The organism is Streptomyces sp. NPDC028331 (assembly GCF_055565775.1).
On the sequence record NZ_JBVHTR010000021.1, the window covers coordinates 21,482 to 40,369 of the forward strand.

Annotated in this window: 18 protein-coding genes; 7 read left to right on the top strand and 11 right to left on the bottom strand. The window is 70.3% G+C overall.

Annotation, left to right across the window (positions count from 1 at the left end; all coding sequences use genetic code 11):
• Nucleotides 1-20: 20 nt before the first annotated feature.
• Together ACZ4SW_RS27105 and ACZ4SW_RS27110 are read right to left on the bottom strand one after the other, a co-directional pair.
• Entirely contained in the window at nucleotides 21-797 is a 777-nt protein-coding gene (locus ACZ4SW_RS27105; protein ID WP_468250833.1) for an ABC transporter permease, read from the bottom strand.
• Nucleotides 794-1,762: an ATP-binding cassette domain-containing protein gene (locus ACZ4SW_RS27110; RefSeq protein WP_468250835.1), complete on the bottom strand. Its 969-nt coding sequence runs from the start codon at nucleotides 1,760-1,762 to the stop codon at nucleotides 794-796. Before ACZ4SW_RS27110 ends, ACZ4SW_RS27105 begins: the two co-directional genes overlap by 4 nt.
• Nucleotides 1,763-1,898: 136 nt before the next feature.
• On the opposite strand from ACZ4SW_RS27110, the gene ACZ4SW_RS27115 reads away from it, so the two are divergent.
• Complete coding sequence (locus ACZ4SW_RS27115; RefSeq protein WP_468250837.1) at nucleotides 1,899-2,657, top strand: nucleotidyltransferase domain-containing protein; 759 nt, start codon at nucleotides 1,899-1,901, stop codon at nucleotides 2,655-2,657.
• 533 nt (nucleotides 2,658-3,190) lie between these two features.
• Here the strand turns inward: ACZ4SW_RS27115 and sodN are convergent.
• Nucleotides 3,191-3,586 (bottom strand): superoxide dismutase, Ni, encoded by a 396-nt coding sequence (gene sodN / locus ACZ4SW_RS27120; protein ID WP_103839348.1) that lies wholly within the window; start codon nucleotides 3,584-3,586, stop codon nucleotides 3,191-3,193.
• A 146-nt stretch (nucleotides 3,587-3,732) separates the two neighbouring features.
• Here sodN and sodX point away from each other — a divergent pair, with 146 nt between their 5' ends.
• Nucleotides 3,733-4,167: a nickel-type superoxide dismutase maturation protease gene (sodX, locus tag ACZ4SW_RS27125; RefSeq protein ID WP_468250839.1), complete on the top strand. Its 435-nt coding sequence runs from the start codon at nucleotides 3,733-3,735 to the stop codon at nucleotides 4,165-4,167.
• On the opposite strand, the gene ACZ4SW_RS27130 is transcribed toward sodX, so the two are convergent.
• Nucleotides 4,071-4,700, bottom strand: a complete 630-nt coding sequence (locus ACZ4SW_RS27130) for a CGNR zinc finger domain-containing protein (protein ID WP_468250842.1) — start codon at nucleotides 4,698-4,700, stop codon at nucleotides 4,071-4,073. The genes sodX and ACZ4SW_RS27130 overlap by 97 nt on opposite strands.
• A 101-nt stretch (nucleotides 4,701-4,801) precedes the next feature.
• On the opposite strand from ACZ4SW_RS27130, the gene ACZ4SW_RS27135 reads away from it, so the two are divergent.
• On the top strand, nucleotides 4,802-5,593 hold the full coding sequence (locus ACZ4SW_RS27135) for a class I SAM-dependent methyltransferase (RefSeq protein WP_468250844.1): 792 nt from the start codon (nucleotides 4,802-4,804) through the stop codon (nucleotides 5,591-5,593).
• A 109-nt stretch (nucleotides 5,594-5,702) separates the two neighbouring features.
• On the opposite strand, the gene ACZ4SW_RS27140 is transcribed toward ACZ4SW_RS27135, so the two are convergent.
• From ACZ4SW_RS27140 to ACZ4SW_RS27150, 3 genes are read right to left on the bottom strand one after another with little or no spacing between them, the layout of a single operon-like run.
• Nucleotides 5,703-6,455: an amino acid ABC transporter ATP-binding protein gene (locus ACZ4SW_RS27140; RefSeq protein WP_468251045.1), complete on the bottom strand. Its 753-nt coding sequence runs from the start codon at nucleotides 6,453-6,455 to the stop codon at nucleotides 5,703-5,705.
• Between the two features lie 50 nt (nucleotides 6,456-6,505).
• Nucleotides 6,506-7,441: an amino acid ABC transporter permease gene (locus tag ACZ4SW_RS27145; protein WP_468250846.1), complete on the bottom strand. Its 936-nt coding sequence runs from the start codon at nucleotides 7,439-7,441 to the stop codon at nucleotides 6,506-6,508.
• A 33-nt stretch (nucleotides 7,442-7,474) separates the two neighbouring features.
• On the bottom strand, nucleotides 7,475-8,434 hold the full coding sequence (locus ACZ4SW_RS27150; RefSeq protein ID WP_468250848.1) for an ABC transporter substrate-binding protein: 960 nt from the start codon (nucleotides 8,432-8,434) through the stop codon (nucleotides 7,475-7,477).
• Nucleotides 8,435-8,972: 538 nt separating this feature from the next.
• Between ACZ4SW_RS27150 and ACZ4SW_RS27155 the strand changes: the two genes are divergently transcribed.
• From ACZ4SW_RS27155 to ACZ4SW_RS27170, 4 genes are all read left to right on the top strand, one after another.
• The gene (locus tag ACZ4SW_RS27155; RefSeq protein ID WP_468250850.1) at nucleotides 8,973-10,196 is read left to right on the top strand and encodes an NAD(P)-dependent malic enzyme; all 1,224 of its coding nucleotides are present in this window, start codon (nucleotides 8,973-8,975) and stop codon (nucleotides 10,194-10,196) included.
• Nucleotides 10,197-10,393: 197 nt separating this feature from the next.
• Nucleotides 10,394-11,359 (top strand): zinc-binding dehydrogenase, encoded by a 966-nt coding sequence (locus tag ACZ4SW_RS27160; protein WP_468250852.1) that lies wholly within the window; start codon nucleotides 10,394-10,396, stop codon nucleotides 11,357-11,359.
• A 124-nt stretch (nucleotides 11,360-11,483) separates the two neighbouring features.
• The gene (locus ACZ4SW_RS27165; RefSeq protein WP_018571396.1) at nucleotides 11,484-11,693 is read left to right on the top strand and encodes a helix-turn-helix domain-containing protein; all 210 of its coding nucleotides are present in this window, start codon (nucleotides 11,484-11,486) and stop codon (nucleotides 11,691-11,693) included.
• Complete coding sequence (locus tag ACZ4SW_RS27170; RefSeq protein WP_468251047.1) at nucleotides 11,693-12,256, top strand: Clp protease N-terminal domain-containing protein; 564 nt, start codon at nucleotides 11,693-11,695, stop codon at nucleotides 12,254-12,256. The genes ACZ4SW_RS27165 and ACZ4SW_RS27170 overlap by 1 nt, the downstream gene beginning before the upstream one ends.
• A 66-nt stretch (nucleotides 12,257-12,322) precedes the next feature.
• On the opposite strand, the gene ACZ4SW_RS27175 is transcribed toward ACZ4SW_RS27170, so the two are convergent.
• The 4 genes from ACZ4SW_RS27175 to ACZ4SW_RS27190 all read right to left on the bottom strand — a co-directional run bounded on the left by ACZ4SW_RS27175 (nucleotide 12,323) and on the right by ACZ4SW_RS27190 (nucleotide 18,725).
• Complete coding sequence (locus ACZ4SW_RS27175) at nucleotides 12,323-13,360, bottom strand: PadR family transcriptional regulator (RefSeq protein WP_468250854.1); 1,038 nt, start codon at nucleotides 13,358-13,360, stop codon at nucleotides 12,323-12,325.
• Between the two features lies 1 nt (nucleotide 13,361).
• Nucleotides 13,362-14,297 carry a DUF4097 family beta strand repeat-containing protein gene (locus ACZ4SW_RS27180; RefSeq protein WP_468250856.1) on the bottom strand — a complete coding sequence of 312 codons (936 nt, stop codon included), beginning with the start codon at nucleotides 14,295-14,297 and terminating at the stop codon, nucleotides 13,362-13,364.
• Between the two features lie 219 nt (nucleotides 14,298-14,516).
• Nucleotides 14,517-14,696 carry a DUF6104 family protein gene (locus ACZ4SW_RS27185; RefSeq protein ID WP_311692815.1) on the bottom strand — a complete coding sequence of 60 codons (180 nt, stop codon included), beginning with the start codon at nucleotides 14,694-14,696 and terminating at the stop codon, nucleotides 14,517-14,519.
• Nucleotides 14,697-14,888: 192 nt separating this feature from the next.
• On the bottom strand, nucleotides 14,889-18,725 hold the full coding sequence (locus tag ACZ4SW_RS27190; protein ID WP_468250858.1) for a multifunctional oxoglutarate decarboxylase/oxoglutarate dehydrogenase thiamine pyrophosphate-binding subunit/dihydrolipoyllysine-residue succinyltransferase subunit: 3,837 nt from the start codon (nucleotides 18,723-18,725) through the stop codon (nucleotides 14,889-14,891).
• Nucleotides 18,726-18,888 lie beyond the last annotated feature (163 nt).

Genomic DNA, 18,888 nt, shown 5'->3' on the forward strand with positions numbered 1-18,888 from the left:
CCGCCGTCGCCGGGGGAAGCTCACGCCTTGTCATAGGCCCACCGGGACCGGAAGTAGCCGAGGACACTGAGTCCGAGGCACCAGGCGACCGCGATGATCCCGCTGTTGCCGATCGCGGTGCCCATGAGCAGACCGCGCAGGGTCTCGGTGATCGGAGTGAAGGGCTGGTACTCCGCGAACCAGCGCACCGCCGTCGGCATCGAGCCGGTCGGGACGATCGCGCTGCCGAGGAAGGGCAGGAAGGTCAGCGGGGTGGGGGCGTTGCTGGCCGCCTCCACGGTCTTGGCGCGCAGTCCCATGGAGACCGCCAGCCAGGTGAGGGCCACGACGACCAGGGCCAGCAGACCGGCGGCGGCGAGCCACTCGACGGGTGTGGCGTTCGGGCGGAAACCGGTGAGCAGGGCGGCGCCGATGACCAGGACGATGCTGAAGAGGGTCTGGATGACACCGCCGAGGACGTGGCCGTTCAGGACCGCGGTGCGGGAGATCGACAGCGTACGGAAGCGGTTGACGATGCCCTCGGTCATGTCGGAGCAGACGAACACCGCGACCGAGACACATCCGTAGGTGGTGGACATGAGGATGATGCCGGGCGTCACGTAGTCGACGTAGTGGCCGTGGGCACCGGGGGTGACGCCGGCGCCGAGAGCGTTGCCGAAGATGTAGACGAACAGCAGCAGCAGGACGACCGGGACCGCGACGAGCTGGACGGTCATGGACGGGTACCTGATCACGTGCTTGAGGTTGCGGCGCAGCATGGTCGCCGAGTCGGCGACGGTGTAGGAGAGGGTGCTCATCGGGTGGTCGCCTTCTGTGCGGAGGATGCTTCGGGAGATGCTTCGGTCGTCAGGGCGAAGAACACGTCGTCGAGGTCGGGGGTGTGCACGGTCAGGCTCTCCGCCTGGATCGACTCGACGTCCAGCCAGTCCAGGAGGGACTTCAGCTCCCGGGTGCTGCCGTCGCTGGGGATCTGCACGGTCAGCGCCTCGTCGTCCCGGGTCATGCCGGCGAGAGCCCGGGCGGCGCGCTCGTACGTGGCCGGGTCCGCGAAGCGCAGGCGGACATGGCCGCCGGGGACTAGCCGCTTGAGCTCCTCGGCCGTGCCCTCCGCGACGAGCCGGCCGCCGTTGAGGACACCGATGCGGTCGGCGAGCTGGTCGGCCTCCTCCAGGTACTGGGTGGTGAGGAAGACGGTGACGCCGCCCGCGACCAGTTCCCGCACGATCTGCCACATCGCGTGGCGGCTGCGCGGGTCGAGGCCGGTGGTCGGCTCGTCGAGGAAGATGATGCGGGGTTCGCCGACCAGGGTCATGGCGAGGTCGAGGCGGCGCCGCATGCCGCCGGAGTAGTCCGAGGGCAGCTTGCGGGCCGCGTCGGTGAGGCCGAACCGTTCGAGGAGTTCGGCCGCGCGCCGGCGTCCCTCGCGCTTGCCGAGGTGGTGCAGGTCGGCCATGAGGATCAGGTTCTCCTCGCCGGTGAGCCTGGCGTCGATGGCCGCGAACTGTCCCGTGACGCCGATCTGCGCCCGTACGGCACGGGGGTCGCGGACGGGGTCGTGCCCGCCGACGCGGATGTCCCCGCCGTCGGCGGAGGTCAGGGTCGACAGGATCTGCACGGTGGTGGTCTTGCCGGCGCCGTTGGGTCCCAGCAGCGCGTAGACGGTGCCCTCGGCGACGGCCAGGTCGAGCCCGTCGAGAACGACGTGCTCGCCGTACGCCTTCCGCAGCCCGCTCGCGGTGATCGCGTGGTGTGTCGTGGTCATGAAAGGAGCGTGCGGGCACCCGGCTTTGCGGCGGTTTCACGGCGGTTTCATGGCTGGGGGAGCGGTGAAACCGGCTGGTCAGGACGCCCGGGGAAATTCGCGGGCGTCGGGCGCAGGGCGGTGCCAGCATGCCCCCATGGATCCGCACCCACCGCCCGAGGTCCCCTCGGCCCCGGCCGTCGAGCAGGCACGCCGTCTCGTCCACGGCCGTTACCCGGATGCCCTCGCCGCCGCGCTCGGCGGTTCGACGGCCCGGGGAAGGGCGACCGCCACCAGTGATCTCGACGTGGTCGTCCTGCTTCCGGACGGGGAGGTCACGCGTCGCGAGACGCTCCGTCACGAAGGGAGGGTGGTGGAGGTGTTCGCGCACACCCGTGCCGGTCTCGAGGAGATCTTCGCCGCGGACCGGGCGGGCCGCCGCGGGACCATGCTCTTCCTCTATGCCGAGTCGGTCCCGGTGCACGACCCGGACGGGCACGCGGCGGCCCTCCGCGCCGAGGCGCGCGCCCGGGTGGAGGCGGGGCCCGACCGGCTGCCCCCGAAGGAGCGCGACGACGTTCGCTACGGGCTCACCGATCTGCTGGACGATCTGGCCGACGTCCACGACCGCCACGAGCAACTGGTCATCGCGGGCCTGGTGCTCAGGGCCGCGGCCATCCTGCTGTCGGACCACCGCCGCGCCTGGTGGGGCAACGGCAAGTGGCTCCCGCGCCGCCTGACGACCGCCGACCCGGTCCTGGGCCCCGCCCTCCTCCGGGCCCACCTCGGGGTCGCCGAACACGCCGACCCCGCCCCGCTGACCGCGATCGCCCACGAGATCCTCGACCTCGTGGGCGGCCCCCTGAGGGAGGGCCACTCGGGCATCTGGGCCGATCGCGGGAAGAGCGGCGGCTGAACGGGCTCAGCCCGTTCAGCGGACCGCTGGCTCGGTGTGCTGTCGCAAGTATCCGTTGCTGAGCCACCATCGCCGCACGTATGCGGTCCGGACTTGCCTCCACACCCTTCAAGGTCCCGGACTTCTACGGGCTTCCCACGAGGGCGATGTCCCGCAGCCCGGCAAAGGCGCTCGGCGAGACGGACTTGGTGTCCCGACGCGCCGACGGCCCGAAGAGCACTGCGCTCCCGCTCGCTTTCGCCCGTCGCACGTCCGCCGCATCCGATGTCCGAGGCCGCACAACGCGGGGCGGTGTGACGCCGTGGCGGGTGTCGCCGGATCGACCTACCGGCCGAGCGTCGAGGAGGTCCGGCTCGGCCTCGGCCATGCGTCCGCCGGCATCAGGCTGTGGAGGTGCGCCCGCCCCTGTGGCCGGGCGAAGAAGACCGCACCCGGGCCGCCGTGGACGCCGTGCTCGGCGGCCTGCGGACCGGGTGCGGACGGGGAGACGCTGCGACCAAACGAAATCGCAGGTCAGAGGGCATGGACCAAGGTCAGGCCTTCTTGGTCTCCCAGAAGATCTTGTCGATCTGGGCGATGTAGTCCAGCGCCTTCTGGCCCGTCGCCGGGTCCGTCGAGCCCTTGGCGGCCGAGAGGGCCTTCAGGGTGTCGTTGACCAGCTGGTGCAGCTCCGGGTACTTCTCGAAGTGCGGGGCCTTGAAGTAGTCGCTCCACAGCACCGACACGTGGTGCTTGGCGAGCTCGGCGCGCTGCTCCTTGATGGTGGTGGCGCGCGCCTGGAAGTGCGGGTCGTCGTTGGCCGCCATCTTCTCCTGGATGGCCTTCACCGACTCCGCCTCGATGCGGGCCTGGGCCGGGTCGTAGACACCACAGGGGAGGTCGCAGTGGGCGCTGACCTTGACCTTCGGGGCAAACAGGCGGGAGAGCATGAAGCTGTCCTTCCTCGTGATCGTCATCTCAGGTGGGACATTACTCCGTAGGGGACCGGTTTTGGCGAGTGCCCCCATGGGCTTACGCCAAAAGTCCAGGGTGAGACTGGGACTGGTGGAGGAACGGACCGGGGAGGTGCCGGGTGATGCCGGAGCTGTCACAGGAGACCGAGCGCACGAGGGCGTTGCTGCCGCTGGGGGTGGCGGAGGTCACAGGGCCGTCCATGGTACCCACGCTCCAGCACGGGGACCGGCTGCTCCTGCAGTACGGGGCCCGGGTACGGCCCGGTGACGTCATCGTCCTGCGCCACCCCTTCCAGCAGGACCTGCTGGTCGTCAAGCGCGCCGTGGAGCTGCGCGAGGGCGGCTGGTGGGTGCTCGGCGACAACCCGTACGCGGGCGGGGACAGCACCGACTACGGCACGGTTCCCGAGGAGCTGATCCTCGGGAAGGTGTGGTTCCGTTACCGGCCGCTCAGGGACGATCAGCGTTCGGCGTTCGCGCTGCTGCGCTGGGCGCTCTCCGCCGCCCGGCCCGTGCTCTCCGACCGGTCCGCCTCCAGGCGCTTGCGGGCCCGGTAGGCGGCCACGTTGGCACGGGTCGCGCAGCGGTCCGAGCAGTAGCGCCGGGACCGGTTCGTCGAGGTGTCGAGGTAGGCGTTGCGGCAGGGGGCCGCCTCGCACAGGCCCAGGCGGTCCACGCCGTACTCGGTGAGGTGGAAGGCGAGCCCCATCGCGGCGATCGCCGCGTAGCCGGCGGTCGCGTTCGACGGGTGGTCCGCGAGGTGCATGTGCCACAGGGGGCGGCCGTCGTCGTCGCGGTGGTCGTGCCCGGAGATCTGCGGGCTCACCGGGAATTCGAGGAGCAGGGAGTTCAGCAGGTCCACGGCGAGCGTCTCGTCGCCCCCGTCCGCCGCCTCGAAGACGCCACGCAGCCGGGCCCGGACCGAGCGGAAGCGGGTCACGTCGGCGTCGGTGGCGCGGCGGGCCGCCGACTGGTTGACCCCGAAGAGGTCGCGGACGGCCTCCACCGAGGTGAGCGAGTCCTTGCCCCGGGCCGGCTCCTCGCTGTTCACGAGGCGTACGGCGTAATCCGAGTAATAGGCCAGTTCCACTTGTAGTCCTTACCAGGGCGCTCTATCGTCGTGGGTGCGTTGCGTAACAGACGACCGTACGTCCAGGGTATTACGCGGTTCCGTGAACAAGGGGGCTTCCGATGGACACGACGACCGGATCGACGGGCACGACGACCGGATCCACGACGGGCACCGACTGGCAGGCGTGGCAGCAGAGCTGGGACCGCCAGCAGGAGTGGTACATGCCCGACCGCGAGGAACGCTTCCGCGTCATGCTCGACATGGTGGAGGCGTTCGTGGGCACCGAACCCCGCGTGCTCGACCTCGCGTGCGGTACCGGCAGCATCACCGCCCGGCTCCTGGCCCGGTTCCCGAAGGCGACCAGCATCGGCGTCGACCTCGACCCGGCCCTGCTCACCATCGCACGCGGCACCTTCGAGGGCGACGACCGCGTCACCTTCGTCGAGGCCGACCTCAAGGACCCCGACTGGCCGGCGCGGCTGCCGTACGGAGCGTACGACGCCGTCCTCACGGCCACGGCCCTCCACTGGCTGCGCACCGAACCCCTCGAGGCCCTCTACGGTCAGATCGCGGAACTCGTCCGCTACGGCGGCGTCTTCATGAACGCCGACCACATGATCGACGACACCACGCCCCGGATCAACGCGGCCGAGAGCGCCCAGCGGCACGCCCGCATGGACCAGGCCATGCGCGGCGGCGCCCTCGACTGGGCCGAGTGGTGGGCGCTGGCCGCCAAGGACCCCGTCCTCGCCGCGCCGACCGCCCGCCGCTTCGAGATCTACGGCGCCCACGCCGACGGTGAGATGCCCTCCGCCGCCTGGCACGCGCGCGTACTGCGCGACAAGGGATTCGCCGAGGCACGCCCGGTGTGGTGCTCACCGTCGGACACGCTGCTGCTGGCGCTCAAGTAGGGCGCGGGCGTGGCTCGGACGGCAAGAGGCGAGGGCGGCACGGGAACCCCGTGCCGCCCTCTTCTCCCGGAGCATCCGGCGCGTCCGGAGCGCCCCCTGGCGCGTCGCGTCAGAGAACCTTCGAGAGGAACGCCTTCGTCCGCTCGTGCTGGGGGTTCGTCAGGACCTCGCGCGGGTGGCCGGACTCGACCACCACACCGTCGTCCATGAAGACGAGCGAGTCGCCCACCTCGCGGGCGAAGCCCATCTCGTGGGTGACGACGACCATCGTCATGCCGGACTCGGCGAGGTCCCGCATGACGTCCAGGACGTCGCCGACCAGCTCAGGGTCGAGGGCCGAGGTCGGCTCGTCGAACAGCATCAGCTTGGGGTCCATCGCGAGCGCGCGGGCGATCGCCACGCGCTGCTGCTGGCCGCCGGAGAGCTGCGAGGGGTAGTGCCCGGCCCGGTCGGCCAGCCCCACCCGGTCCAGGAGCTGCATGGCGCGCTCCTTCGCCTCCGCCTTGTTCACGCCCTTGACCTGCACCGGCGCCTCGATGACGTTCTCCAGGGCGGTCATGTGCGGGAACAGGTTGAAGCGCTGGAAGACCATGCCGATGTCCCGGCGCTTCATCGCCACCTCGCGGTCGCGCAGCTCGTACAGCTTGTCGCCCTGCTGCCGGTAGCCGACCAGTTCGCCGTCCACGTACAACCGCCCGGCGTTGATCTTCTCCAGGTGGTTGATGCACCGCAGGAAGGTCGACTTGCCGGAACCGGAGGGACCGATGAGGCAGAACACCTCGCCGGCCTTCACCTGGAGGTCGATGCCCTTGAGGACCTCGACCTGGCCGAACGACTTGTGCACGCTCTCGGCCCTGACCATCGCCACGGACGGGTCCCGCGGGACGGCGTCGGTCTTGGTCGGCTTCTCGGTCATGCCGTGACCTTCCTGCTCGAGAAGGACGTCAGATGCGCCCTCACCTTCTGCCACGGCGTCGGCGGCAACTGGCGGCTGGAGCCACGCGCGTAGTACCGCTCGATGTAGTACTGCCCGACGCTCAGTACGGACGTCATGATCAAGTACCAGGCGGCGGCGAGGAAGTACATCTCCACCGGGGCGCCGGAGGTCTGGCCGATGTCCTGTGCGTACCGGAAGAGCTCGGGGAACTGGACGGCCGCCACGAGCGAGGTGGTCTTCAGCATGTTGATCACCTCGTTGCCCGTCGGCGGCACGATGACCCGCATCGCCTGCGGGATGATGATCCGCCACAGCGTCTTGCCGTGGCTCATGCCCAGCGCGTGCGCCGCCTCCGTCTGCCCCTCGTCGACGGCCAGCAGGCCGGCCCGGCAGATCTCCGCCATGTACGCGGCCTCGTTCAGACCCAGGCCGAGCAGCGCCGTCAGCAGCGGCGTCATGAAGTTCGACCAGTAGTCCTTGTAGAACGGCATGAGGTTGATGTACTCGAAGACCAGGCCCAGGTTGAACCACAGGAACAGCTGGACGAGGACCGGGGTGCCGCGGAAGAACCAGATGTAGAACCAGGCGACGGACGACGTCACCGGGTTCTTCGACAGGCGCATCACCGCGAGGACGACGCCGCCCACGATGCCGATCAGCATGGACAGGACGGTCAGCATGAGGGTCTTGCCGACGCCCGTCAGGATGCGGTGGTCGAAGAAGTAGTCCGGCACGGCGTGCCAGTTGATCCTGCCCTGGCCGAACGCGTACACGATCGCGGCGAGAAGCGCGATCGCGACGACGGCGGCGACCCACCGCCCGTAGTGCCGGACGGGGATGGCCTTGATGGCCTCCGGTCCGGCCGGGGGAGTGTCCTGGGGGCCCGCCGTCTTGTCGATGTCAACAGTCACGGGTGATGCCTTTCAGTGCCCGCTGCGCTGCGGTCACTTGCCGCCGTTGATGACGGACTCCTTGACGGCGCCGTCCTGGGCGCCCCACTTCTGGAGGATCTTCTCGTACTCGCCGCTCTTGATGACCGCGTTCATCGCGGCCTGCAGCGCGTCGCGCAGCTGCGTGTTCTCCTTGGAGACCGCGATGCCGTACGGGGCCGCCTCGACCTGGTCGCCGACGATCTGGAAGTCCTTGCCGCCGCCCGAGGTCTTCACGGCGTACGCCGCCACCGGGAAGTCGGAAGACGCCGCGTCCGCGCCGCCGGAGCGCAGCCGGGTCTGGGACTGCTGGTCGTCGTCGAAGGCCTCGATGGTGATCTTCTTGCCGGCCGGGCACTTCTTGGTCTCGCTCTTGGCGAGGTCCTCCGAGACGGTGCCGCGCTCGACCGCGAGCTTCTTGCCGCACAGGTCCGACCACGTCGAGATGCCACCGGTGTCGCCCTTGCGCGTGTAGATGGAGACACCCGCGGTCAGGTAGTCGACGAAGTCGACGCCCTCGCCGACCTTCTTGCCGGTGTCGGAGTCGACACCCTCCTGGCGGCTCTTGTTGTCGGTCATCGCGGACATGGCGATGTCGTAACGCTTAGAGCGGATACCCGTGAGCAGGGCGTCGAACGTGCCGTTCTCGAACTCGAACTTCACGCCGAGCTGCTTGCCCATGGCCTCCGCGAGATCGGGGTCGAGACCAACCGTCTTTCCGGAGCTGTCCTTGAACTCCACCGGCGCGTACGCGATGTCCGAGCCGACCTTGATGACGCCGGCCTGGCGGATCTGCGCGGGGAGCTTGTCGGCCAGCGGAGCCGAGGCCGAAGGGCTGCTCGAGCTGCTGCCGCTCTGGCTCTTGGTCTGGTCGCCGCAACCGGCAAGCACCAGGGTGCCCGCGACCGCGATCGCGCCGACCGCGGCTATCCGGGAGCGCGTGGCGGCCGTACGACGTGTGGAGCGTGCGGTCATGGTGGTTCCTCCGGCGAATGGGTTTGTGCCGACGGGGTCGTCGAGAACACACACCTTCGGGTGTCGCGACCTCGTGTGATTGACGCATCTTGCCAGTCGGACAGCGGCATTCAGGGGACTCGCCATGTCAAAATCGGATAACGGGTGACCCCCGAACCGCCACGGACGGCTGATTTCGGCCGCACCTTGTGCGGGAATCGTTCCTTCCGGCCGGAAGATCTTCGGTGCATCCCACCGTGCGGTCGGCCTCACGCCCGCATGCGTGATCTTGTGAGGCCGTGCCGGGGACGTGTCCACATTTTCGGCCATGAGTCATCTCACCGGCGTGTGACCTTCGCGTTATGGACTCGTCCCGGACACCATCCGTCCGGTAAGAAGGTGCCTTACACCCCTCATCCGGGGCTCAGGGCGCGTGTGCGGCGCGCCCGTCGCGTATGTGCCCTTACGCACCAGTCACGTGGGACATGCGCGGTGCCCGCCCACCCCTCAACCAGGAGTGGTCACCCTCAAACCATGCAGATCTAAGGGGTACGACACAGTGGCAGCGGAGATCGTCAACTCGCGCAGCGACAGCAATACGGAGCAGGACGGCGGGGTCGAACCCCACGATTCCTTCGATCCGGCGTTCGCGCTGCACCGCGGCGGCAAGATGGCAGTTCAGGCCACCGTGCCGGTCCGCGACAAGGACGACCTGTCCCTGGCGTACACACCCGGCGTCGCCCGGGTGTGCACGGCCATCGCGGAGCAGCCGGAGCTGGTCCACGACTACACATGGAAGTCGTCGGTCGTGGCCGTGGTGACCGACGGCACGGCGGTGCTGGGGCTCGGTGACATCGGCCCCGAGGCCTCCCTCCCGGTGATGGAGGGCAAGGCGATCCTGTTCAAGCAGTTCGGCGGCGTGGACGCGGTGCCGATCGCGCTGGACTGCACCGACGTGGACGAGATCGTCGACACCGTGGCCCGGCTCGCGCCCTCCTTCGGGGGCGTCAACCTGGAGGACATCTCGGCGCCGCGGTGCTTCGAGATCGAGCGCCGGCTCCAGGAGCGGCTGGACATCCCGGTCTTCCACGACGACCAGCACGGTACGGCCGTGGTGACGCTGGCAGCCCTGCGGAACGCTGCGCGGCTGACCGGCAAGGGGCTCGGCGACCTGCGGGCCGTCATCTCGGGCGCGGGCGCGGCAGGTTTCGCCATCGCGAAGATGCTGGTCGAGGCGGGGATCGGCGATGTCGCCGTCGCCGACCGCAAGGGCGTCGTCTCGCCGGACCGGGACGATCTGACGCCGGTCAAGCGGGAGCTCGCCCAGTTCACCAACAAGGCGGGGCTTTCGGGGTCTCTTGAGCACGCCCTGGAGGGCGCCGACGTCTTCATCGGGGTCTCCGGCGGTACGGTGCCCGAGGAGGCGGTGGCGTCGATGGCGGAGGGGGCGTTCGTCTTCGCGATGGCCAACCCGAACCCGGAGGTGCATCCGGACGTCGCGCACAAGTACGCGTCCGTGGTGGCGACGGGCCGTTCCGACTTCCCGAACCAGATCAACAACGTGCTGGCGTTCCCCGGCATCTTCGCCGGGGCCCTGCAGGTGCGGGCGTCCCGCATCACGGAGGGCATGAAGATCGCGGCGGCGGAGGCGCTGGCGGGAGTCGTCGGGGACGACCTCGCCGCCGACTACGTGATCCCGTCGCCGTTCGACGAGCGGGTCGCCCCGGCGGTGACGGCGGCGGTGGCCGCGGCGGCTCGGGCGGAGGGCGTGGCCCGGCGGTAACGCTGCGGTGGCGCTGCGCGGTGGGCGGGGGGATCTTCACCCCGCCCACCCACGTGGTGTGAAGCGCGGCTTCCTGAGCGGATTGCCGACGCCCCGGGTGCCGTCCCTGCGGCGCGACTGGGCGAGGCGGTGGCAGGGACACGCGTCACAGCCCGTCTCGGTTCCCTCCGCCAGGTGCGGAGCCTAACCTCAAGGTCATGTTCGCTGCCTACGCCGCCCGCATCGACCGCGACAACCCCCTCTCCGGCCTCGAGTTGGGAGAGCGCCCCGCCCCCGAGGCGCGCCCCGGCTGGACGACCGTAAACGTCAGGGCCGCCTCCCTCAACCACCACGACCTCTGGTCCCTCAGGGGCGTCGGGCTGTCCGAGGACAAACTGCCCATGATCCTCGGCTGTGACGCAGCCGGCGTCGACGAGGACGGCAACGAGGTCGTCCTCCACTCCGTCATCGGCCAGACCGGCCACGGCGTCGGCCCCGACGAGCCCCGCTCCATCCTCACCGAGCGCTACCAGGGCACCTTCGCCGAACAGGTCTCCGTTCCCACCTGGAACCTCCTCCCCAAGCCCAGGGAACTCTCCTTCGAGGAGGCCGCCTGCCTCCCCACCGCCTGGCTGACGGCCTACCGCATGCTGTTCACCAACGCCGGTGTGCGCCCCGGTGACTCCGTCCTCGTCCAGGGCGCGGGCGGCGGTGTCGCGACCGCCGCGATCGTGCTCGGCAAGGCGGCCGGTCTCAGGGTCTTCGCCACCAGCCGGGACGAGGCCAAGCGCAAGCGGGCCGTGGAACTGGGCGCCGTGGAGGCCCTGGAGTCCGGGGCCCGGCTGCCGCAGCGCGTGGACGCCGTCATCGAGACCGTCGGCGCCGCCACCTGGTCGCACTCCGTCAAGTCCCTGCGCCCCGGAGGCACCCTCGTCATCTCGGGCGCCACCAGCGGCGACCGGCCCTCACATGCGGAACTCACCCGGATCTTCTTCCTCGAGCTGAAGGTCGTCGGCTCCACGATGGGCTCGAAGGACGAACTGGAGGACCTGCTCTCCTTCTGCGCCGCCACCGGTGTGCGCCCCGTCATCGACGAAGTCCTCCCCCTCGACCGCGCCCGTGAGGGCTTCGAACGCCTGGAGGCCGGAGACCAGTTCGGGAAGATCGTGCTGACCGCCGGCTGACGGCGCCTCACTCCACCGCCAGGGCGGGCTCGGACGTCGTTCCGGGCCCGCCTTGCGCGTTTCCGTGGCGGGATCTCGTCAACCATGGTTGACAGGATCCGGCGTGTCAACCTATGTTGACATCATGACCGAAGCAACGGATCTCGCCGAACGCGCAGGCGACCGCGATCCGCGAGTCGGACTGCGAGCCGTCGCCGCACTGCGCAGGCTGCTGGAGCAGCTCGAGGCGGTACAGGTGCGCAGTGCGCGCAACCAGGGCTGGTCGTGGCAGGAGATCGCCGCGGAACTCGGAGTCAGCAGGCAGGCCGTGCACAAGAAGTACGGGAGGCAATGATGTTCGAGAGGTTCACCCAGGACGCCCGCGCGGTGGTCACCGGCGCCGTCGCGCACTGTGAACGCGCCGGTGAGCAACGCGTCGAGGAAGCCCACCTGCTGCTCGCCCTCCTCGACCGTGAGGGCAGCCGCGCCGCGTTCGCCCTGGCGGCGCTCGGGCTCACCGGGCGCCGCGAGGCGGTCGAACGGGATCTCGCCGAGGCCCGCCGCCGCGGCGGCCTCACGCGCGCCGAGGCGGATGCTCTCGCCGGGCTCGGCATCGACCTCACCGAGATCGTCTCCCGGGTCGAGGAGGCCCACGGAGAGGGCGCGCTGGCCGCGGCCGGCGCGGGCGTCGTACGGCGGTCCGGGCGCCGCTCGTTCACCCGTGGCGCCAAGGACGTCCTCACCGGGTCCCTGCGCGCCGCCGTCGCACATGGCGACCGGCACATCGGCGATGAGCACCTCCTCCTCGCCCTGGCCGCCCGCCCCGGTGTCCCGTCCGAGGTCCTCGCCGACCACGGAGTGACCTACGCCGCCGTGGAACGTGTGCTCTGGGGCGGCGGGCACGCGAAGGCCGGCTGAGCCTCGGGACAGGGGAGACCTCGGAGGCCGGGCGGGCCGGTGCAGGTGTGGACCGCCGTCGGGCCGTCACCCCTTCCGCGACCGCAGCGTCGCGCCGATGTGCGCCGCAGCCGTCGACAGGTGCCGACGGGCGTCGCGCAACTGCTCCTCCGTCACCCCGTGGTCCCGGGCGGCGTCGCGGATGTCGTCGCGGAAGCGGTCCAGAAGCCGGTCGAGGGCACGGGCAGGGTCGCCCGGGAAGTCCTCGTGCGCCCAGGACGGCTCGTACGCCCCCGGAAAGTCCTCGGGGGTCGCCGAGTACGCGGGCTGCTCCGCCGTCCTGGACGCGCCCGCGGCCCCGCGCCCGAAGCCGTAGTCCTTCCCGAAGTCCTTGCCGAACTCGCCGAACTCCTTGGCCAGTTCGGCCAGTCCCTCCCGCACGCCCGTCGGCCAGTCGCCCCGCGCGAAGTGGTCCTGCACCTGCTCCTGCACCCGGCGCGCCATGCGCTGCAGCTCCTCCTGCGCCTGGGCGCGCGCCCGCTCCTGCGCCTCCTTGGCCTGGCGACGCGCCCGCTGGGCTTCCTCACGGGCCCGCCGGCTCTCGTCCTTGGCGCGCCGGGCCTGCTCCTTCCACTCCTGCTTGACGCGGCGCATCTCCTCCCTGGCGGCGCGCCACGCCTCCTTCTCGTCCTGGTCGCCGTACGCCCCGTGGGCACCCTCGTGCTCCTTGGCGCCCCGGCGCGCCTCGGAGACCGCCGCCCGCATCTCACGGCGCAGGTCGCCCGCCGCCCCCCGGACATCCGCCTGGATCTCGGCGGCCAGCTCGGCGACCGACTCGCGGATCTCCAGCTCCAGGTCGGCCAGTTCACCGCTGCGGTCGGCCAGTTCGGCGCGGCCCGCGTCCGTGATCGCGTACACCTTGCGGCCGCCCTCGGTGGTGTGCGTGACCAGACCCTCGGCCTCCAGCTTGGCCAGCCGGGGGTAGACGGTGCCGGCGGACGGTGCGTACAGCCCCTGGAAGCGCTCCTCCAGCAGCCGTATCACCTCGTAACCGTGGCGCGGTGCCTCGTCCAGCAGCTTCAGCAGGTACAGCCGCAGGCGTCCATGGGCGAAGACGGGAGGCATGTCAGAGCTCCTTCCGCTCGGTGGGGCCGCCGGTCGAGCCGTCGGGGGAACGGTCGGCCGGGACGGCGGTGGCGCCGCTGCCGGTGTCGGGGGACGCCTCGGCGGGCGGCGCGCCCCATGGCTCGTCCTCCGCGGGCGGGCGGCGCAGCAGGGCGATGGAGCCGGAGACCGTGGTCGCCTTCAGCCGGCCGTTGCCCCCGCCCAGGCGGCCCGTGATCTTCTTGGCGCCCCACTGGCCGGTGACGCGCAGGTCGTCGAAGGCGTTGGACACGGCGCCGCTGGCCGTGTTCGCCTCGACCTCGGCGTCCGCCGGGTGGGGGAGGCGGATGGCGATCTCGCCCGAGACGTTCGTCAGGCGGGCGTCGGTGGGGCCGCTCGCGGGATCGAGGTCCAGGATGATCGAACCGCTCACGGAGTCGGCCTTCACGGACGGGCAGGCGCCCTCGATGACGGTCAGATCGCCGGAGACGGAGTTGAGCCGCAGCTCGCCGGTGACGCCCTGGGCCTCCACGCTCCCCGACACCGTGGTGGCGTGGACCGGACCGGAGAGCCCGGCCAGGGTCGTCGCTCCCGTGACGCTCTTGACGTCGGCGCCGCCGTCGATGCCGGAGACCAGGGCGTCGGCCCCGATCACGCCCACCTCCACACGGGTGGAGGCGGGGACGGCGAGGGAGACCACCGCGCTGCGACGCCAGCCCTTGGGGTCGAGCCACTTGAGGAAGCCCTTCCAGGGCAGGTCGTCGTAGGCCACGGTCAGGGTGCCGTCCTTCTGCGTCACCGTCAGGGCGGGCCCTTCGACCTGCGAGATCTCCAGTCGTGCGGAACTCTCGTCGGTGCCCACCACGTTGACCGTTCCGTTGACGGTGCGTACGTGGAGTGCCGTCACGGGGGCGTCGAAGGTGAGCTTCCTCGGCTCTGCGACGGACCACTCGGGCATGGTGCTGACCTCCTCGGCCGGTGCGGACGGGGCTGCGTGACGGGGCGGTAGCCCGGACACGCTCGGCACGCCCGACACGCTCGACGGAACGCGGCATATCGCGTCTTCGCTATTCACGATATATCGCGGTCGGCGGAAGTCAAGACACCCGTTCCGGTGACCCCTCGCGCAAAACGGTGGGGCGCCCCCGCTCGGGGGCGCCCCACCTGGTGGTGCCGCCTACTCGTCGTCCTCGTCGTCCAGCCGTGCCAGCCAGGTCGCGAGCCGCTCCACCGGTACCTCGAAGTCCGGGTTGAGGTCGACGAACGCGCGGAGCTGCTCGGCGAGCCACTCGAAGGTGATCTCCTCCTCGCCGCGCCGCTTCTCCAGTTCCTCGATGCCACGGTCGGTGAAGTACACGGATGCTCTCCTGAAGGCGCTGGGCCGGACGTACACCTCCAGGTTAAGCCGCGTGGAGCGCACCGGATCACCTCACGTACGGCTCCTGCCCGCGCCCGCCGCCACGTGCGAGTGGACGGGCTTCCCCGGGACGCGAAAGGGCCCGCCCCCGAGCCGGAACTCGGGACCGGGCCTCTCGCGGTGCCGTAGGGCCTAGGCCTCGAACACCTCACGCACGAGCTGCTCCTGCTCCGCCTGGTGCCGCTTGGCCGAGCCCACCGCCGGGGACGAGCTGTGCGGGCGGGAGATGCGGCGCAGGCGCTCGCCGGCCGGGATGTCCGCGCCGACCGCCAGGTCCAGGTGGTCGATCAGGTTGAGGGCGATGAACGGCCAGGCGCCCTGGTTCGCCGGCTCCTCCTGGGCCCACAGGTACTTCTCGGCGTTCGGGTACTTCTTGATCTCCTCCTGGAGCTCCGCACCCGGCAGCGGGTACAGCCGCTCGAGGCGGATGAGCGCGGTGTCCGTGATGCCGCGCTTGGTGCGCTCGGCCTCCAGGTCGTAGTACAGCTTGCCGGCCACGAAGACGACCTTGCGCACGGCGGCAGGGTCCACCGCGGCATCGCCGATGACGGGGCGGAACCGACCCGACGTGAACTCCTCCGTCTTCGACGCGGCGGCCTTGAGGCGCAGCATCGACTTCGGGGTGAAGACCACCAGCGGCTTGTGGTGCGGGTTGTGCACCTGCCAGCGCAGGAGGTGGAAGTAGTTCGACGGGAGGGTCGGCATGGCGACCGTCATGTTGTTCTGGGCGCAGAGCTGGAGGAACCGCTCGACGCGCGCCGAGGAGTGGTCCGGGCCCTGGCCCTCGTAGCCGTGGGGGAGCAGCAGGACGACACCGCTCGTCTGGCCCCACTTCTGCTCGGCCGCCGAGATGTACTCGTCGACCACCGTCTGCGCGCCGTTGACGAAGTCGCCGAACTGCGCCTCCCACATCACGAGCGCGTCGGGGCGGGCCAGCGAGTAGCCGTACTCGAAGCCCATGACCGCGTACTCGGACAGGAGGGAGTTGTAGACGTTGTAGCGCGCCTGGTCCTCGGCGAGGTACTGGAGCGGGGTGTACTCCTCGCCCGTCTGGCGGTCGATGAGGACCGCGTGGCGCTGGCCGAAGGTGCCGCGCTGGGAGTCCTGGCCGGACAGCCGGACCGGGGTGCCCTCCAGGAGGAGGGAGCCGACCGCGAGGGTCTCGCCCATGCCCCAGTCGATGGTGCCGTCCTCGACCATCGCCGCCCGGCGCTGGAGCTGCGGCAGCAGACGCGGGTGCACGTGGAAGGTGTCGGGGATGTTGACCTGGGACTGGGCGATCCGCTTCACGACCTCCGTGGAGATCGCGGTGTCCACGGCGACCGGGAACTCCGCCTGCGAGTCCGGCACCGGGCCGGCGGTCGGCTGGGCCGTGGTGGCCTCGCGGACCTCCGTGAAGACCTTCTCGAGCTGGCCCTGGTAGTCCTGCAGCGCCTGCTCGGCCTCCTCCAGGGTGATGTCGCCGCGACCGATCAGGGACTCGGTGTACAGCTTGCGCACCGAGCGCTTCTTGTCGATCAGGTCGTACATCAGCGGCTGGGTGAAGGCCGGGTTGTCCGACTCGTTGTGACCGCGGCGGCGGTAGCAGATGAGGTCGATCACCACGTCCTTGTTGAACGCCTGGCGGAACTCGAAGGCGAGCCGCCCGACGCGCACGACGGCCTCGGGGTCGTCGCCGTTCACGTGGAAGATCGGGGCCTCGATCATGCGGGCCACGTCCGTCGCGTACATGGAGGAGCGCGAGGACTCGGGGGCCGCGGTGAAGCCGACCTGGTTGTTGATGACGATGTGGACCGTGCCGCCGGTGCGGTAGCCGCGGAGCTGGGACATGTTCAGGGTCTCGGCCACCACGCCCTGGCCCGCGAAGGCCGCGTCGCCGTGGATCGCCACCGGCAGGACGGTGAAGTCCGTGCCGCCCTTGTTGATGATGTCCTGCTTCGCGCGGGTGATGCCCTCGATGACCGGGTCGACCGTCTCCAGGTGGGACGGGTTCGCGGCCAGCGAGACCTTGATCTGCTCGCCGTCCAGGCCGGTGAAGGTGCCCTCGGCGCCCAGGTGGTACTTCACGTCGCCGGAGCCGTGCATCGACTTCGGGTCGAGGTTGCCCTCGAACTCGCGGAAGATCTGCGCGTACGACTTGCCGACGATGTTCGCCAGCACGTTCAGGCGGCCGCGGTGGGCCATGCCGATGACGACCTCGTCCAGGCGGGACTCGGCCGCCGAGTCGATCACCGCGTCGAGCAGCGGGATGACGGACTCGCCGCCCTCGAGGGAGAAGCGCTTCTGGCCGACGTACTTCGTCTGCAGGAAGGTCTCGAAGGCCTCCGCCGCGTTCAGGCGGCGCAGGATGCGAAGCTGCTCCTCGCGCTCCGGCTTGGAGTGCGGGCGCTCCACGCGGTCCTGGATCCACTTGCGCTGCTTGGGGTCCTGGATGTGCATGTACTCGATGCCGGTGGTGCGGCAGTACGAGTCGCGCAGCACGCCGAGGATGTCGCGCAGCTTCATCATCGACTTGCCGGCGAAGCCGCCGACGGCGAACTCGCGCTCCAGGTCCCACAGGGTGAGGCCGTGCTCGACGATGTCCAGGTCGGGGTGCTTGCGCTGGCGGTACTCCAGCGGGTCGGTGTCGGCCATGACGTGGCCGCGGACCCGGTAGGAGTGGATCAGCTCGAAGACGCGGGCGGCCTTGGTGACGTCGTCGTCGTGCGAGGCGTCGATGTCCTTGAGCCAGCGGACCGGCTCGTAGGGGATGCGCAGGGCCTCGAAGATCTCGTCGTAGAAGCGGTTCTCGCCGAGGAGGAGGTTCGCGACGACGCGCAGGAACTCGCCGGAGGCGGCGCCCTGGATGACCCGGTGGTCGTAGGTCGACGTGAGCGTCATGACCTTCGAGATGCCGAGCTTGTTGAGCGTGTCCTGGCTCGTGCCCTGGAACTCCGCGGGGTAGTCCATGGAGCCGACGCCCATGATCACCGACTGGCCGGGCATCAGGCGCGGCACGGAGTGGACGGTGCCGAGGCCGCCGGGGTTGGTCAGGGAGACCGTCACGCCGGTGAAGTCGTCCATCGTCAGCTTGCCGTCGCGGGCACGGCGGACGATGTCCTCGTAGGCCTGCCAGAACTCGAAGAAGTTCAGCGTCTCGGCCTTCTTGATCGCCGCGACGACGAGCTGGCGGTCGCCGTTGGGCTTGACCAGGTCGATGGCGAGGCCGAGGTTGATGTGGTCCGGCTTGACCAGGGTGGGCTTGCCGTCCTTCTCCGCGAACGACCAGTTCATCGACGGCATCGCCTTGATGGCCTGGACCATCGCGTAGCCGATGAGGTGCGTGAAGGAGATCTTCCCGCCGCGGGCGCGCTTGAGGTGGTTGTTGATGACGATGCGGTTGTCGAAGAGCAGCTTCACCGGGACCGCGCGCACGGACGTGGCCGTGGGGATCTCCAGGGAGGCGTTCATGTTCTTCGCGACGGCGGCGGCGGGGCCGCGCAGCGTCACCAGTTCGGGGCCGGCGGGGGCCTCGGACACGGGCTCGTCCTTCTTGGGCTGGGCGGGGGCCGCGGCGGGCTTCGCGGCGGCGGGTGCGGCGGATGCGGCGGGCTTCGCCGGTGCGGGCGCTGCGGCCGGGGCGGGCTTCGCCGGGGCCGGCGCGGCGGCCGGCTGCGGTGCGGCGGCGGCCGGGGCCTGCGGTGCGGCGGGAGCCGCGGGCGCGGCCTGCGCTGCCTGGGGCGCCGTGGTGGTCTCCGCGGCCCCCGCGGCCGCGGTACCCGACGGAGCCGAGGAGGCAGCGGCGGCGGCCCCCGGCTTGTAGTCGGCGAAGAAGTCCCACCAGGCGCGGTCTACCGAATTCGGGTCCTGGAGGTACTGCTGATAGATCTCGTCGACGAGCCACTCGTTGGGACCGAACGCAGCTGCGGGGTTCTTCCCGGCTTGGTCGTCGGTCGAGACGCTCGGGTTACTGGGGGACTGTGGCGACACGGCGGCAACCGCCCTCTTCCGCTTCACAAGGTGATTGGACAGCGGGAATAAAGGCTACGCCTCCAAGACCGCGAAGGTCAGGTCGGGCCGGTTCATCGTCGCGTAAGTCACATCGGAAAGTGCGTTTCAGGGGTTGAAATGGCGGGAAACAAGCGTGGTTCCG

Excerpts from the sequence above, each read along its gene's own strand:
- ACZ4SW_RS27105 (WP_468250833.1), bottom strand. The coding sequence starts at position 797 with ATGAGCACCCTCTCCTACACCGTCGCCGACTCGGCGACCATGCTGCGC.
- ACZ4SW_RS27165 (WP_018571396.1), top strand. The coding sequence starts at position 11,484 with ATGACCGAAGCAACGGATCTCGCCGAACGCGCAGGCGACCGCGATCCG.
- ACZ4SW_RS27150 (WP_468250848.1), bottom strand. The coding sequence starts at position 8,434 with ATGACCGCACGCTCCACACGTCGTACGGCCGCCACGCGCTCCCGGATA.
- ACZ4SW_RS27170 (WP_468251047.1), top strand. The coding sequence starts at position 11,693 with ATGTTCGAGAGGTTCACCCAGGACGCCCGCGCGGTGGTCACCGGCGCC.
- ACZ4SW_RS27140 (WP_468251045.1), bottom strand. The coding sequence starts at position 6,455 with ATGGTCAGGGCCGAGAGCGTGCACAAGTCGTTCGGCCAGGTCGAGGTC.
- sodX (WP_468250839.1), top strand. The coding sequence starts at position 3,733 with ATGCCGGAGCTGTCACAGGAGACCGAGCGCACGAGGGCGTTGCTGCCG.
- sodN (WP_103839348.1), bottom strand. The coding sequence starts at position 3,586 with ATGCTCTCCCGCCTGTTTGCCCCGAAGGTCAAGGTCAGCGCCCACTGC.
- ACZ4SW_RS27135 (WP_468250844.1), top strand. The coding sequence starts at position 4,802 with ATGGACACGACGACCGGATCGACGGGCACGACGACCGGATCCACGACG.
- ACZ4SW_RS27115 (WP_468250837.1), top strand. The coding sequence starts at position 1,899 with ATGGATCCGCACCCACCGCCCGAGGTCCCCTCGGCCCCGGCCGTCGAG.
- ACZ4SW_RS27110 (WP_468250835.1), bottom strand. The coding sequence starts at position 1,762 with ATGACCACGACACACCACGCGATCACCGCGAGCGGGCTGCGGAAGGCG.
- ACZ4SW_RS27180 (WP_468250856.1), bottom strand. The coding sequence starts at position 14,297 with ATGCCCGAGTGGTCCGTCGCAGAGCCGAGGAAGCTCACCTTCGACGCC.
- ACZ4SW_RS27160 (WP_468250852.1), top strand. The coding sequence starts at position 10,394 with ATGTTCGCTGCCTACGCCGCCCGCATCGACCGCGACAACCCCCTCTCC.
- ACZ4SW_RS27175 (WP_468250854.1), bottom strand. The coding sequence starts at position 13,360 with ATGCCTCCCGTCTTCGCCCATGGACGCCTGCGGCTGTACCTGCTGAAG.